At 45.5% G+C, this 14523-nt stretch carries 15 protein-coding genes; all 15 read left to right on the top strand.

The window, feature by feature from the left end; all coding sequences use genetic code 11:
- Positions 1-8: 8 nt before the first annotated feature.
- Positions 9-1151, top strand: coding sequence for a cysteine desulfurase family protein (locus tag JMN17_RS01405; RefSeq protein ID WP_202327072.1), 1143 nt, complete (start codon positions 9-11; stop codon positions 1149-1151).
- Between the two features lie 28 nt (positions 1152-1179).
- Positions 1180-2295, top strand: coding sequence for a tRNA 2-thiouridine(34) synthase MnmA (mnmA, locus tag JMN17_RS01410; protein WP_202327074.1), 1116 nt, complete (start codon positions 1180-1182; stop codon positions 2293-2295).
- 85 nt (positions 2296-2380) lie between these two features.
- A complete protein-coding gene (locus JMN17_RS01415) occupies positions 2381-3001 on the top strand; it encodes a tetratricopeptide repeat protein (RefSeq protein WP_242519862.1) in 621 nt (206 codons plus the stop codon).
- Between the two features lie 23 nt (positions 3002-3024).
- A complete protein-coding gene (gene recD2, locus JMN17_RS01420) occupies positions 3025-5421 on the top strand; it encodes an SF1B family DNA helicase RecD2 (protein ID WP_202327077.1) in 2397 nt (798 codons plus the stop codon).
- A 55-nt stretch (positions 5422-5476) separates the two neighbouring features.
- Positions 5477-6001, top strand: a complete 525-nt coding sequence (locus JMN17_RS01425; RefSeq protein ID WP_087992267.1) for a PRC-barrel domain-containing protein — start codon at positions 5477-5479, stop codon at positions 5999-6001.
- Between the two features lie 11 nt (positions 6002-6012).
- On the top strand, positions 6013-6204 hold the full coding sequence (locus JMN17_RS01430) for a hypothetical protein (protein ID WP_087992266.1): 192 nt from the start codon (positions 6013-6015) through the stop codon (positions 6202-6204).
- Between the two features lie 21 nt (positions 6205-6225).
- The gene (locus JMN17_RS01435) at positions 6226-6357 is read left to right on the top strand and encodes a YrzQ family protein (protein WP_087992265.1); all 132 of its coding nucleotides are present in this window, start codon (positions 6226-6228) and stop codon (positions 6355-6357) included.
- A 96-nt stretch (positions 6358-6453) separates the two neighbouring features.
- On the top strand, positions 6454-7515 hold the full coding sequence (locus JMN17_RS01440) for an AI-2E family transporter (protein WP_087992264.1): 1062 nt from the start codon (positions 6454-6456) through the stop codon (positions 7513-7515).
- 337 nt (positions 7516-7852) lie between these two features.
- Positions 7853-10489: an alanine--tRNA ligase gene (alaS, locus tag JMN17_RS01445; protein ID WP_202327079.1), complete on the top strand. Its 2637-nt coding sequence runs from the start codon at positions 7853-7855 to the stop codon at positions 10487-10489.
- Between the two features lie 84 nt (positions 10490-10573).
- Entirely contained in the window at positions 10574-10840 is a 267-nt protein-coding gene (locus JMN17_RS01450; RefSeq protein WP_003225903.1) for an IreB family regulatory phosphoprotein, read from the top strand.
- Positions 10841-10847: 7 nt separating this feature from the next.
- Entirely contained in the window at positions 10848-11264 is a 417-nt protein-coding gene (ruvX, locus tag JMN17_RS01455; protein WP_087992262.1) for a Holliday junction resolvase RuvX, read from the top strand.
- A gap of 17 nt (positions 11265-11281) precedes the next feature.
- On the top strand, positions 11282-11563 hold the full coding sequence (locus tag JMN17_RS01460; RefSeq protein ID WP_087992261.1) for a DUF1292 domain-containing protein: 282 nt from the start codon (positions 11282-11284) through the stop codon (positions 11561-11563).
- Positions 11564-11698: 135 nt separating this feature from the next.
- Positions 11699-12781 (top strand): endolytic transglycosylase MltG, encoded by a 1083-nt coding sequence (mltG, locus tag JMN17_RS01465; RefSeq protein ID WP_202327081.1) that lies wholly within the window; start codon positions 11699-11701, stop codon positions 12779-12781.
- A 152-nt stretch (positions 12782-12933) separates the two neighbouring features.
- Positions 12934-13587, top strand: coding sequence for an O-methyltransferase (locus JMN17_RS01470; protein WP_087992259.1), 654 nt, complete (start codon positions 12934-12936; stop codon positions 13585-13587).
- Between the two features lie 5 nt (positions 13588-13592).
- The gene (locus JMN17_RS01475) at positions 13593-14522 is read left to right on the top strand and encodes a peptidase U32 family protein (RefSeq protein ID WP_087992258.1); all 930 of its coding nucleotides are present in this window, start codon (positions 13593-13595) and stop codon (positions 14520-14522) included.
- Position 14523: the final 1 nt, after the last annotated feature.

Below are 14523 nucleotides of genomic sequence, written 5' to 3' on the forward strand. Positions count from 1 at the left end.
CAAATATAATGGAACGGATTTATTTAGATCATGCCGCAACGTCTCCGATGGATGAGCGAGTGCTGGAAAAAATGATCCCTCATTTCTCCGGCAATTTTGGGAATCCATCCAGTATTCATTCATTTGGTAGAGAATCTCGAAAATGGGTGGACGAAGCAAGAGCTCAGATTGCAGCCGAAATCGGAGCGGCGGAGCAGGAGATCATTTTTACAAGCGGAGGGACGGAAGCTGATAACTTGGCCATTATGGGAACCGCGCTTGCAAGAAAAGATTTGGGCAGACACATCATTACGACAAAAGTTGAGCATCACGCCGTGCTTCATGCTTGTGAAAAACTAGAGGAAGACGGATTTGAAGTTACGTATCTGGACGTTGGCCAAAATGGTAGAGTCAGTGCAAAACAGGTGAAAGAAGCACTGCGTGATGATACAATCCTTGTGACAGTGATGTATGGAAACAATGAAGTCGGAACATTGCAGCCGATCGATGAAATCGGTGAGCTGCTGAAGGAACACCAGGCTTATTTTCATACCGATGCTGTACAGGCATTCGGGTTGCTGCCAATTGATGTGAACAACAGCCATATCGACCTTCTGTCTGTTTCTGGGCACAAGCTCAACGGGCCAAAAGGGACAGGCTTTTTATATGCAAGTAAAGATGTGAAGCTTTCCCCGCTCTTATTCGGGGGAGAGCAAGAAAGAAAACGCCGTGCCGGAACAGAAAATGTTCCCGGCATTGTCGGGCTGAAAGAAGCCATCAAGCTGTCAAGTGAAGAACGGGACGAAAAAAACGAGAAGTATCAATCGTTTAAAACAATCATCGCCGACACGCTTGAAAATGCCGGTGTGGCATTCGAGATCAACGGGGACAAAGAGCATTGCCTGCCGCATGTTCTGAACCTTTATTTCCCCGGTGTATCAGTGGAAGCGCTGCTGGTGAATCTGGATATGGCGGGAGTAGCCGTTTCAAGCGGATCAGCGTGCACGGCCGGTTCGGTCCTGCCGTCACATGTTCTGACTGCTATGTTCGGAGAAGAGAGTGACCGGCTGACGTCCTCAATTCGGATCAGCTTCGGCCTCGGCAATACCGCTGAGCAAGTGAAAACTGCTGCCAAACATGTGGCCGACGTTGTCAAACGGCTGACACAATAAGGCGGCTTAGTTATTGGAGTGAATGAAATTGGAAAAACGGCCGGAAGATACAAGAGTCGTCGTCGGTATGTCCGGCGGTGTAGACTCATCTGTGGCGGCCCTTCTGTTAAAAGAACAGGGCTATGATGTTATCGGAATCTTTATGAAAAACTGGGATGATACGGACGAAAACGGTTTTTGCACGGCGACAGAGGATTATGAAGATGTGATCCGCGTCTGCAACCAAATCGGAATTCCGTACTATGCCGTAAATTTTGAAAAGCAATATTATGAGAAGGTATTTCAATACTTCCTTGATGAATATAAAGCAGGCAGAACACCCAACCCGGATGTGCTATGCAACAAAGAAATTAAATTCAAGGCGTTTTTGGAGCACGCCCTGTCACTTGGCGCCGACTATCTAGCGACTGGCCACTATGCAAGGGTTGACAGAAGCGGCGGCAAAGTCAGAATGATGCGAGGCATTGATGAAAACAAAGATCAAACGTACTTCTTGAATCAGCTGACAGAAGATACGCTAAGCAAAGTCATGTTCCCGATCGGCGAGCTTCAAAAAAGCCGTGTGCGTGAAATTGCCAAAGAAGCAGATCTTGCTACGGCGGCGAAAAAAGACAGTACGGGCATCTGTTTTATCGGCGAGCGCAACTTCAAAACGTTTCTCAGCCAATATCTCCCTGCACAGCCGGGTGATATGATGACGATGGACGGCGAAGTAAAAGGACGCCACGACGGGTTGATGTACTATACGATCGGACAGCGTCACGGGCTTGGCATCGGCGGAAGCGGCGAGCCGTGGTTTGCGGTCGGTAAAGATCTTGAAAAGAACATCCTCTACGTGGATCAAGGGTTCCATAACCCGCTTCTTTATTCCGACAAAATTACAGCAACGAATATTAGCTGGGTTCGTCCGGACATCATGAAGGGCGAAGAGATTTCCTGCACGGCTAAATTCCGTTACCGTCAAGAAGATCATAAAGTGACGGTGCGCATGACGGGTGAAGGCGAAGCGGAAGTCATCTTTGATGAACAAGTCCGCGCTGTTACGCCGGGACAAGCCGTTGTCTTCTATGATGGCGAAGAATGCCTTGGCGGCGGAACAATTGATGATGTGTACAAAGATGGAACAAAATTGTGGTACGTATAAAAGATGAAAAACCTCAACACTGAGTTGGGGTTTTTTAATGAAAGGAAGATGGTCGGTGGATTATAATCAACTCGGTATAGAGGCGATGCAGGAAGGCGATTACGAGAAAGCGGCAGAGGCATTTACAAAAGCGATTGAAGAAAATAAAGAAGACGCGATTCCGTATATCAACTTTGCTAACCTGCTTTCATCCGTAAACGAGCTGGAACGGGCGCTTGCGTTTTATGATAAAGCGCTTGAATTAGACAATAGCGCAGCCACTGCGTATTATGGGGCAGGAAATGTCTATGTTGTAAAAGAAATGTACAAAGAAGCGAAAGACATGTTTGAAAAAGCGCTTCGTGCCGGGATGGAAAACGGCGACCTGTTTTACATGCTCGGAACGGTTCTTGTCAAACTCGAACAACCTAAACTTGCACTGCCATATTTACAAAGAGCGGTCGAACTGAATGAAAACGATGCGGAAGCGCGCTTTCAATTTGGGATGTGCTTAGCGAACGAGGGCATGCTGGACGAAGCGCTCAGCCAGTTCACAGCTGTAACTGAGCTAAATCCGGGGCACGCTGATGCATTTTACAATGCCGGTGTCGCTTATGCATATAAAGAAAATCGAAAAAAAGCGCTGGAAATGTTGGACAAGGCGATCGCCATCCAGCCGGATCATATGCTTGCGCTTCATGCTAAAAAACTGATCGATCCATCATAACAGCACAGGAGGAGGGACAGCTCGTGCAGCAGCATCCGGATCAGCTTAACATGGAGGAAGAGCCCTATCTAAAAGGGACAGTCAACACAGTCATCTATCATAATGACACCAATTTATATACGGTTCTGAAAGTGAAAGTCAGAGAGACCTCCGAAGCCATTGAAGATAAAGCCGTATCCGTGACGGGCTACTTCCCTGCGCTTCAAGAAGAAGAGACCTACACGTTTTACGGCAAGATCGTAACCCATCCAAAATTCGGGCTCCAATTTCAGGCGGAGCATTTCAAAAAGGAGATTCCGACGACTAAAGAAGGCATCGTTCACTATTTATCGAGTGATTTGTTCGAGGGAATCGGCAAAAAAACAGCTGAAGAAATTGTGAAAAAACTGGGTGACAGCGCGATTAATAAAATACTAGCTGACACTTCAGTGCTTTACGATGTTCCAAGGCTGTCAAAAAAGAAGGCCGACACGCTAGCCGGCGCCCTGCAGCGGCATCAGGGACTGGAACAAATCATGATATCCCTTAATCAGTTTGGATTCGGTCCGCAGCTGTCTATGAAAATCTATCAAGCCTATGAATCGGAGACGCTTGAAAAGATTCAGGAAAACCCTTATCAGCTTGTGAAAGATGTAGAAGGCATCGGGTTTGGAAAAGCGGATGAACTGGGCAGCAGAATGGGGCTTTCGGGTAATCATCCTGAGCGGGTAAAAGCCGCCATTTTGTACACGCTTGAAACAACTTGTCTGTCAGATGGGCATACGTACATAGAAACGGAACAGCTCATTATCGATACCCAATCACTGTTAAATCAGTCAGCAAAGGAAGGGCAGCGCATCACAGAAATGGATGCAGCTAACGCGATTATTGCCCTTGGAGAAAATAAAGACATTGTCATAGAAGATGGCCGCTGTTATTTCCCATCGCTGTTTTACGCGGAACAAAATGTTGCGAAGCGCGTGAAACATATCGCAAGCCAAACCGAATATGACGACCAGTTTCCTGAATCAGAATTTCTGCTCGCTTTGGGAGAACTGGAGGAACGGATGAACGTTCAGTATGCCCCCAGCCAAAAGGAAGCGATTCAAAAAGCCCTTTCCTCACCGATGCTGCTTTTAACGGGAGGCCCGGGAACAGGGAAAACGACGGTAATCAGAGGGATTGTCGAACTGTACGGAGAGCTTCACGGTGTGTCGCTAGACCCGTCAGCTTATAAAAAGGATGAAGTCTTTCCGATTGTATTGGCCGCACCGACAGGGAGAGCGGCGAAACGGATGAGTGAATCAACGGGCCTTCCGGCAGTCACGATTCACAGGCTCCTTGGCTGGAATGGCGCAGAGGGCTTTACCCATACAGAGGATCAGCCGATCGAAGGGAAGCTGTTAATCATCGATGAAGCGAGTATGCTTGATATATGGCTTGCAAACCATATGTTCAAGGCGATCCCTGATCATATTCAAATCATCATCGTCGGAGACGAAGATCAGCTGCCTTCTGTCGGTCCGGGCCAAGTGCTGAGAGACCTTTTGGCATCTCAGGTGATACCCACTGTGAGACTGACAGATATTTACCGCCAGGCGGAAGGATCATCAATCGTCGAGCTTGCCCATCAGATGAAAAATGGTTTGCTGCCAAACAATTTGACTGCCCCGACGAAGGACCGTTCCTTTATTCGCTGCGGAGGATCGCAAATTAAAGAGGTAGTTGAAAAGGTCGTCGCCAATGCATTGAAAAAAGGCTATACGGCAAAGGACATTCAGGTTCTCGCTCCGATGTACAGAGGAAAAGCCGGGATCAATGAACTAAATGTAATGCTGCAGGACATTTTAAATCCTCCTAAAGAAAAACGGAGGGAATTGAAATTCGGAGATGTTGTCTACAGAACCGGAGATAAAATTTTGCAGCTCGTCAATCAGCCGGAAAACAATGTATTCAACGGAGATATTGGCGAAATTACGTCGATATTTTATGCGAAGGAAAATACAGAAAAAGAAGATATGGCTGTCGTTTCTTTTGACGGGAATGAAATGACGTTTACGAAAAAAGACTTTAACCAGTTTACACACGCGTATTGCTGCTCTATTCATAAATCGCAGGGAAGTGAATTTCCGATTGTGGTTTTGCCTGTGGTGAAAGGCTATTATAGAATGCTCAGAAGAAACCTTCTTTATACCGCGATTACAAGAGCGAAGAAGTTTCTCATTTTATGCGGAGAAGAGGAGGCGCTGGAGTGGGGCGTGAAAAATAATGACGCAACGGTCAGGCAGACCGCCTTGAGAAACAGGCTCTCAATACAGATTGAGGAAATGGATGCTGAGCTTGAGGCTTTGCAAAAAGAGCTCCCATTCAGCGTACACGATGCCAATATTGGTATGGAAGGCATTACACCATTCGATTTTATGAAAGAAGGACAGCTGTAAAAGGCTCCCGCGCTGCGGGAGTTTTTTTATTTTGCGGTGGAAGTGATTTCATCGTATGAGTCTAAGGTGCAAAGCAAAACCTAAGCTTGTTCAACAAAAGGTGGTTGATCACACTTTGAGAACATGCCATGAGATAGAAGGATTCCCAGTATACTCAGAACGAACTTCTTGTTATCTTGGGACAATTTCCGATATTTGTTTTTCTCTTAAGGGAGATTGTCTCGGGTTTATTGTTGCACAAAAACGGTTTTTGCATCATCATCACGCGTTATTACGGGCGTGTGATATTTCTTGCATTCTTGATGACCGCATATTGGTCTCGATCAGTTCAGACCAGCTTCTGCCTCTTCCGAAATCATGCTTCACATACGAGCAGATGAAAATGAAGCTTGTAAAATCGCAAGAGGGAGATATATTGGGGATGCTGGAAGATGTATACTTTTGTTTGGACAGGGGCATAATCGTAGCATATGAACTCTCGGACGGTTTCTTTTCTGATCTGGCGGGAAGCAAGCATCAGATCCAAAGAGCGGATTCGCTTGTCGAGGTGCGGAAAGACGAGATCGTTCTGAACGGATAGAGGTGTGAGATATGCTTATATGCCCGAATTGCAAAAGTAAGGATATCGGGAAAATCGGCGTGAACCAATATTATTGCTGGAGCTGTTTTATTGAACTGACAGTAGCCAAAGGGAAGATTGCAACTCATCAGGTGGAAGAAGACGGAACGTTAAGCAGCTTAGATGATTTGTTTTCTGAGGATGAACGCAGCATCAATTTTTAATGATGAAGGGAGATGCGCAGGATGAATCGGACGATGACTTCTCTTTTGGCATTGGGAGCTGGGGCTCTCGTGTACCGAATGACGACTCAATCCAACATGCTGAATAATCGAAGCATGAAGCGGATGAGAAGAAGAATAACGAAAATGTTTTAAGTGAAAAAGGATACTCTCCGAAGAGTATCCTTTTTGTTATAAGGAGAGAGAATAATTCGTACCGTTCCTCAAAAGATATAGAAGAGGTGAAAGCAGATGCTTCAAAAACCGGTGCAGCTTTTGTTGTGGGTGGCCATTTGTTTGCTGGTCCTGTTAACAGTCTACGTCTTTTTTATGCTTGATGTGTTATGGTCGCCCTTTTGGCTCGTCATAAAAACAATCTTTATTCCCTTGATCATTTCAATTTTTATTTCTTATTTATTGCTCCCGGTCACGGAGTGGCTGCACGGCAAAGGATTGCCGAGGACCTTGAGCATCTTGGTTATTTATGTTCTTTTTTTTGGCGGAATTGGCTGGGCGCTGTATAAAGGGGTGCCTGTTTTAATTGTGCAGCTGACGGATTTATCTGAGAATATACCTATGTTTGCCGATACGTATAACGGGCTCCTTCTTCATGTGCATAACCATACTGATGACTGGCCGGACGGCATGCACCATCGGATAGATAAAATGATCCGCCAGACGGAGGCGTTTTTCGCGGGAGCGATCGAGGGTGCAATCAGCGGAATTCGCAACGTGCTTGATTACTTCATCATTGCGGCAACAATCCCTTTTCTCGTGTTTTATATGGTAAAGGATATTGAGTTGATGAAAAAGACGGTATGGTACTTGACTCCGAAGTCGTGGAGAAAGCGGGGCAGCGCCTTCTTGCGGGATGTGGATGACTCTCTTGGCGATTACGTCCGCGGCCAGCTTCTGGTCTGTTTCATTCTCGGCGTGCTGGCGGGCGTTACATTCTGGATATTTGGACTTCCCTATCCGTTGATCTTAGGCCTGATTTCAGGGATAACGAATGTCATACCTTATTTTGGTCCGTTTATCGGAGCGGTTCCGGCGCTTTTAATTGCGATGACGATCTCAGTGAATGCGATTCTTGTTGTGGTGATTACAGTGTTTACTCTGCAGTTTATGGAAGGGAATATCCTCAGTCCGTTCATTGTTGGCAGAAGCCTTAAAATGCATCCTGTCGTCATCATGCTTGCGCTGCTTGCCGGAGGAGAGCTTGCGGGAATCGTCGGGATGATTCTGGCTGTTCCTGCGACGGCTGTTTTAAAAGTGATGATGATCCATTTTTTGCGGATGAGGACGGAGCATTGACATTGACGTGCAGCTTGTCTATAATTTCTCGTAGAATACATACGAATCTCGAGTGACGGATCCGAGTACGCCGAAGCCCTGTTAAAGAGAGAAGCTCCGCAAGCTGAAAGGAGCTTTATCAGAAGATCGGAGGAAGCTAATCCTGAGTGCAGTTAATCACTGCCGCACATCCTGCGTTACAGGGTAAAAGGTGACGGGCGAATGATAAATGAAGCCCGTAATCAGGGTGGTACCGCGAGACAGCTCTCGTCCCTGTGTAAACGTGTGGTTTGCATAGGGGGAGGGCTTTTTTGCTGTCACTAAAGAGAATTTCGATTTTTATAGAGGAGGAAATACAATGAAACACCTAACTTCTGCTGAAGTTCGTCAAATGTTTTTGGATTTCTTTAAAGAAAAAGGACATGCGGTAGAGCCGAGCGCATCATTAGTGCCACATGAGGATCCTTCACTGCTTTGGATCAACAGCGGTGTTGCGACACTGAAAAAATATTTTGACGGCCGTGTCGTTCCGGAAAATCCAAGAATCGTAAACGCTCAAAAAGCGATCAGAACAAACGATATAGAAAATGTAGGTAAAACTGCGCGCCATCATACATTCTTTGAAATGCTCGGAAACTTTTCCATTGGCGATTATTTCAAAGAAGAAGCCATTACATGGGCTTGGGAGTTTTTAACCAGTGACAAGTGGATCGGTTTCGACAAAGAGCTTCTCTCTGTTACGGTTCACCCCGAGGATGAAGAGGCGTATGAGTACTGGGCGAAAAAAATCGGTATTCCTGAGGACAGAATTATCCGTCTTGAAGGGAACTTCTGGGACATCGGTGAAGGACCGAGCGGACCGAACACAGAGATCTTCTACGACCGCGGTGAAGCATACGGAAACGATCCGGAAGATCCGGAGCTTTACCCAGGCGGAGAAAACGACCGTTACCTGGAAGTATGGAATCTTGTGTTCTCTGAGTTCAACCATAACCCTGACGGCACGTACACGCCGCTTCCGAAGAAAAACATTGATACGGGCATGGGGCTTGAAAGAATGGTATCTGTCATCCAGAATGTTCCGACTAACTTTGATACCGATTTATTTGTTCCGATCATCAAAGCAACAGAAAGCATTTCTGGTGAAACATATGGCACAGACAATGTGAAAGATACTGCGTTTAAAGTGATTGCCGACCACATCAGAACGGTCGCCTTTGCTGTCAGTGACGGGGCGCTGCCGTCCAATGAAGGCCGCGGCTATGTCTTAAGACGCTTATTGCGCCGGGCAGTGCGTTATGCCAAAACAATCAACATCCACCGTCCGTTTATGTACGACTTAGTGCCGGTTGTTGCTGAAATCATGGCTGATTTCTATCCTGAAGTAAAAGAGAAAGCGGATTTTATCGCAAAAGTCATCAAAACTGAAGAAGAGCGCTTCCACGAAACTCTTAACGAAGGGCTTGCGATCTTGTCAGAAATGATCAAAAAAGAAAAAGGCAAGGGCAGCAGCGTGATTTCAGGGGCCGATGTGTTTAAACTGTACGATACGTATGGATTCCCAGTTGAGCTGACGGAAGAATACGCCGAAGACGAGAATATGACGGTTGACCATGAAGGCTTTGAAGAAGAAATGAATCAGCAGCGTGAACGGGCAAGAAACGCTCGCCAAGATGTCGGCAGCATGCAGGTGCAGGGCGGCGCATTGCGCGACGTGAGCGATGAAAGCACATTTGTCGGCTACTCTCAAACAAAAGCTGATGCCAGTGTCATTGTGCTTCTTCAAGACGGCCAATTCATTGAAGAGGCTCATGAAGGAGACAGCGTTCAAGTGATTCTTGATGAAACACCGTTCTATGCAGAAAGCGGCGGCCAAATCGGCGATAAAGGCTATCTCCGCAGCGAACAGGCAGTGGTAAGAATTAAAGATGTAAAAAAAGCGCCGAACGGCCAGCATGTGCATGAAGGTGTTGTGGAGAGCGGCACTGTTCAAAAAGGCCTGCATGTTACTGCTGAAGTTGAAGACCATATGAGAAGCGGCGTCATTAAAAACCATACGGCAACGCATTTATTGCATCAGGCATTGAAAGACGTTCTTGGAACTCATGTCAATCAGGCGGGATCTCTTGTGACTGAAAACCGCCTTCGTTTTGATTTCTCGCACTTTGGTCAAGTGACAAAAGAAGAGCTTGAACAAATTGAAAGAATCGTAAACGAAAAGATCTGGGCGAGTATCCCGGTCAGCATTGATTTAAAACCGATCGCTGAAGCAAAAGAAATGGGCGCGATGGCTCTGTTCGGCGAAAAATACGGCGATATTGTCCGTGTCGTTCAAGTCGGAGATTACAGTTTAGAGCTGTGCGGCGGATGCCATGTCAGAAACACAGCGGAAATCGGCTTGTTTAAAGTGGCTTCTGAATCTGGAATCGGCGCGGGCACAAGACGGATTGAAGCTGTAACGGGGCAAGGCGCTTACGAAGAAATGAACAGCCAAATTTCAGTATTGAAGCACGCTGCAGACGAGCTGAAAACAAATATCAAAGAAGTGCCGAAACGGGTTGCGGCTCTGCAGGCTGAACTGAAGGAAGCACAAAGAGAAAATGAATCTCTTCTTGCGAAACTAGGCAACGTGGAAGCAGGAGCGATTCTGTCAAAAGTGAAAGATGTTGACGGTGTGAGTGTGCTTGCGGAAAAAGTAAATGCGAAAGACATGAATCATCTCCGCGCAATGGTGGACGAACTGAAAGCGAAGATTGGATCTGCGGTGATTGTGCTCGGTGCGGTACAAAACGATAAAGTCAATATTTCCGCCGGCGTAACAAAGGATCTCATTGAGAAAGGCCTACATGCCGGCAAGCTGGTCAAACAAGCTGCGGAAGTTTGCGGCGGTGGCGGCGGAGGCCGTCCGGATATGGCGCAGGCAGGCGGCAAACAGCCGGAAAAATTAGAAGAAGCTTTGACTTCTGTAGAAGATTGGGTCAAATCCGTTTTATAATTTGCCCATGTAGTGTAGAATGATGGTAAGATTAGGACCCCAGGCTGAACTTTGCCTGCGAATTTGGGAAAGAGGTGCAAAACGGTGAGCTCGTTTGATAAAACGATGAAATTTAATTTCTCCGATGATTCTGCTGAGACTAATGTAAATGAGGTGCTGATTACAGTGTATGACGCGCTTCAGGAAAAGGGCTACAATCCAATCAATCAGATTGTCGGATACTTGCTGTCAGGTGATCCCGCTTATATTCCTAGGCATCGTGACGCTCGTAATTTAATTCGCAAACTTGAAAGAGACGAATTAATCGAGGAATTGGTGAAGTCTTATTTAGAACAGCATAAAGAGGCGTAAAAAAAGTATGAGAATATTAGGACTCGATTTAGGAACCAAAACACTCGGTGTTGCTCTGAGCGACGAAATGGGCTGGACTGCTCAGGGCATTGAGACCATAAAGATCAATGAAGCTGAAGGCGATTATGGTTTTTCCCGTTTATCTGATCTGATTCAGGAGTATACTATAGATAAAATCGTGCTCGGCTTTCCTAAGAATATGAACGGAACAGTCGGCCCGAGAGGCGAAGCCAGCCAAACATTTGCGAAAATGCTTGAAACAACGTACAATGTTCCTGTTGTGCTGTGGGACGAGCGTCTTACCACAATGGCGGCTGAAAAAATGCTGATTGCCGCTGATGTCAGCAGGCAAAAACGAAAAAAAGTCATTGATAAAATGGCGGCTGTTATGATTTTGCAAGGATATCTTGACAGTTTAAATTAAAGCCAGGGGTGAAGAAAATGGAACACGGCGAAAATAATATTACAATTGTTGACGATCAAGGAAATGAACAGCTTTGTGAAGTGCTGTTTACATTTGAAAACGAAGAGTTTGGGAAGTCTTATGTGCTGTACTACCCAATGGAAGCAAAAGATGATGAAGAAGTAGAAATTCTTGCTTCCAGCTTCACGCCAAACGAAGGCAGTGAAAACGGTGAGCTACATCCGATCGAAACTGACGAAGAATGGGATATGATTGAAGAAACCCTTAACACATTCTTAGCGGACGAAGACGAAGAATAAAACACCGCGCCAAAGCCGGAGCCATACTGCTCCGGCTTTTTTTATGCTGTATAAGGCCTCTTTCACCCTTGTTTTGTAATAAATTGCCGAAATCCAATGAATCATGTAGTATAAGAGCTGATGGGAGGAGACCTAATGTATATCAATCAGCAAAAAAAATCATTCTTCAATAAAAAAAGAATCATACTGTCTTCCATTATAGTGCTGCTTCTCATCATTGGCGGGGCATTTTTATATGGGAAAACATTGCTTGAACCTGTTGAAAAAGACAGTGAAACGACAGTTAACATCAACATTCCGAGCGGCTCGTCTGTTTCGGCCATCGCATCGATATTGAAGAAAAACGATGTCATAAAAAGCGAGAAGGCATTTCAGTATTATGTCAAATATAAAGGCGCTTCCGGGTTTCAGGCGGGATTCTACCATTTGAATAAAGGAATGGATGTAGATGCCATTATTCATAAGCTGACGAGCGGGGCTACAGGCTATGCATTTCAAATTACGGCAACTGAGGGAGCGCAGCTGACACAAATCGCGGCCGCTATTGCTGATGAAACGAAATACTCTAAAAAACAAGTCATGGCGAAGCTGGACGATGAAACATTTATCAATCAGCTGAAGAAAGAATTCCCGGACACTATTACAAACGATGTTTTCAATAAAAACATTAAGCATCCGCTGGAAGGGTACCTATTCCCGGCTACATACCCTTTTCATGATCCAGACACGTCACTTGAAGACATCATCACGGCAATGGTTAAACAGACAAATTCTTATGTCGAAACATACAAAGCAGAAATGAAGAAAAATAACCTTTCCGTGCATAAGCTGCTGACGATGGCTTCTTTGATTGAAGAAGAAGCGACTGAAAAAGTCGATCGCCATAAAATTGCGAGCGTCTTTTATAACCGTCTGAAGAAGAACATGCCGCTCCAAACAGATCCGACCGTGCTGTACGCGGCAGGCAAGCATAAAGATCGTGTTCTTTATAAGGATTTGGAAATCGATTCACCGTACAATACGTATAAAAACCCGGGATTGACGCCAGGACCGATTGCCAACGCCGGCATGTCGTCATGGGAGGCGGCGTTGCATCCAGATCAAACGGACTATCTGTACTTCTTGGCTAAATCAAGTGGTGAGGTTGTATTTACAAAAACGTTAAAAGAGCATAATAAAGCAAAAGAAAAATACATTTTCTCAAAAAATGAGCAATAAAAGGGGAGCAAAAAGCTCTCCTTTTATTCGCTTTCCGCAAGGTTTTATGATAAAATATATCGGGTTGTTTACCGATGTATCATGACGTATTCAGAGAGTGTCCTGTGTAAAAAGACGGGGGCACTCCTTTTTAGAACGGGAGGCTGTTTGTAGTGACTGACCGGTATGAACAAATAAATGACTATATAGAAGCATTATTGAAGCCTCGGCCGGAAAACGTGAAGAAGCTTGAAGCATATGCAGATGAACATCATGTCCCAATTATGGAAAAAGCGGGCATGGCGGTGCTGCTTCAAATTTTGTCTGTGAAACAGCCGAAAAAAATACTAGAAATCGGAACGGCCATTGGTTATTCCGCCATTCGTATGGCGCTGGAGCTGCCGTCTGCCGAAATATATACAATTGAACGCAATGAGAAACGGCATGAAGAAGCGGTAAACAATATCAAGGAGTTTCAGCTTGATGACCGGATTCATGTTTTTTACGGAGACGCGCTTGAATTAGCCGCCGCCGTTCATGTAACCGCGCCTTACGATGTTATTTTTATTGACGCTGCAAAAGGTCAGTATCAAAACTTTTTTCATTTATATGAACCGATGCTTTCGCCGGACGGGGTGATTATAACAGACAATGTGCTGTTTAAAGGTCTGGTGGCAGAGGATTACAGCAAAATAGAACCGAAAAGAAGGCGCAGGCTGATAGCAAAAATTGATGAATATAATCATTGGCTGATGAATCATCCGGATTATCAAACTGCGATTATTCCAGTCGGGGACGGACTTGCGATTAGTAAAAAGAAGAGGTGAACGTCATGAAAAAACCAGAGCTCTTAGTAACGCCGACGAGTACGGCGGACATTTTGCCGCTGATACAGGCGGGGGCAACTGCGTTTTTAGTTGGGGAACAGAGATACGGCTTGAGATTAGCCGGGGAATTTTCTCGTGAAGATGTAACAAAAGCTGTAGAGATCGCTCACAAAGAAGGGGCAAAAGTATACGTTGCTGTAAATGCCATTTTCCATAACGATAAAGTGGGAGAGCTTGGCGAATATCTGGCTTATTTAGCGGAAACCGGTGTCGATGCAGCCGTGTTTGGCGATCCTGCCGTGCTTATGGCTGCTCGTGAATCTGCGCCTGACCTGAAGCTTCATTGGAGCACAGAAACGACAGGCACCAACTACTATACATGCAACTACTGGGGACGCAAAGGCGCGGCGCGTTCTGTGCTTGCCAGAGAGTTAAACATGGACAGTATGGTGGAGATCAAAGAAAACGCCGAAGTCGAAATTGAAATCCAGGTGCATGGAATGACGTGCATGTTCCAATCGAAGCGTTCTTTGATTGGAAACTATTTTGAATACCAAGGCAAAGTCATGGACATTGAAGGAAAGAAAAAGGAATCGGGCATGTTTTTGCACGATAAAGAACGTGACAATAAATATCCGATTTTCGAAGATGAAAACGGCACGCACATCATGAGCCCGAACGATGTGTGCATCATTGATGAGCTCGAAGAATTGATAGATGCCGGCATTGATTCTTTCCAAATCGACGGTGTCCTGAAAACGTCTGAATACTTAATAGAAGTCACCAAAATGTACAGAGAAGCCATTGATCTGTGTGTGGAAAACCGTGACGAATATGAAGCGAAAAAAGAAGACTGGATCGAACGCATTGAAAGCATCCAGCCAGTAAACAGAAAAATCGATACCGGATTCTTCTTCAAAGAAACGGTTTATTAAT

Origin of the sequence: Bacillus sp. RHFS10, assembly GCF_016757475.1 — a bacterium.
GTDB classification, from domain to species: domain Bacteria; phylum Bacillota; class Bacilli; order Bacillales; family Bacillaceae; genus Bacillus; species Bacillus subtilis_G.

What these genes read in the sequence shown, in the direction of transcription:
- JMN17_RS01460 (WP_087992261.1), top strand. Translation starts at nt 11,282, where the DNA reads ATGGAACACGGCGAAAATAATATTACAATTGTTGACGATCAAGGAAAT.
- JMN17_RS01405 (WP_202327072.1), top strand. Translation starts at nt 9, where the DNA reads ATGGAACGGATTTATTTAGATCATGCCGCAACGTCTCCGATGGATGAG.
- mltG (WP_202327081.1), top strand. Translation starts at nt 11,699, where the DNA reads ATGTATATCAATCAGCAAAAAAAATCATTCTTCAATAAAAAAAGAATC.
- ruvX (WP_087992262.1), top strand. Translation starts at nt 10,848, where the DNA reads ATGAGAATATTAGGACTCGATTTAGGAACCAAAACACTCGGTGTTGCT.
- JMN17_RS01440 (WP_087992264.1), top strand. Translation starts at nt 6,454, where the DNA reads ATGCTTCAAAAACCGGTGCAGCTTTTGTTGTGGGTGGCCATTTGTTTG.
- alaS (WP_202327079.1), top strand. Translation starts at nt 7,853, where the DNA reads ATGAAACACCTAACTTCTGCTGAAGTTCGTCAAATGTTTTTGGATTTC.
- JMN17_RS01475 (WP_087992258.1), top strand. Translation starts at nt 13,593, where the DNA reads ATGAAAAAACCAGAGCTCTTAGTAACGCCGACGAGTACGGCGGACATT.
- JMN17_RS01425 (WP_087992267.1), top strand. Translation starts at nt 5,477, where the DNA reads ATGAGTCTAAGGTGCAAAGCAAAACCTAAGCTTGTTCAACAAAAGGTG.
- JMN17_RS01430 (WP_087992266.1), top strand. Translation starts at nt 6,013, where the DNA reads ATGCTTATATGCCCGAATTGCAAAAGTAAGGATATCGGGAAAATCGGC.
- JMN17_RS01415 (WP_242519862.1), top strand. Translation starts at nt 2,381, where the DNA reads ATGCAGGAAGGCGATTACGAGAAAGCGGCAGAGGCATTTACAAAAGCG.
- JMN17_RS01435 (WP_087992265.1), top strand. Translation starts at nt 6,226, where the DNA reads ATGAATCGGACGATGACTTCTCTTTTGGCATTGGGAGCTGGGGCTCTC.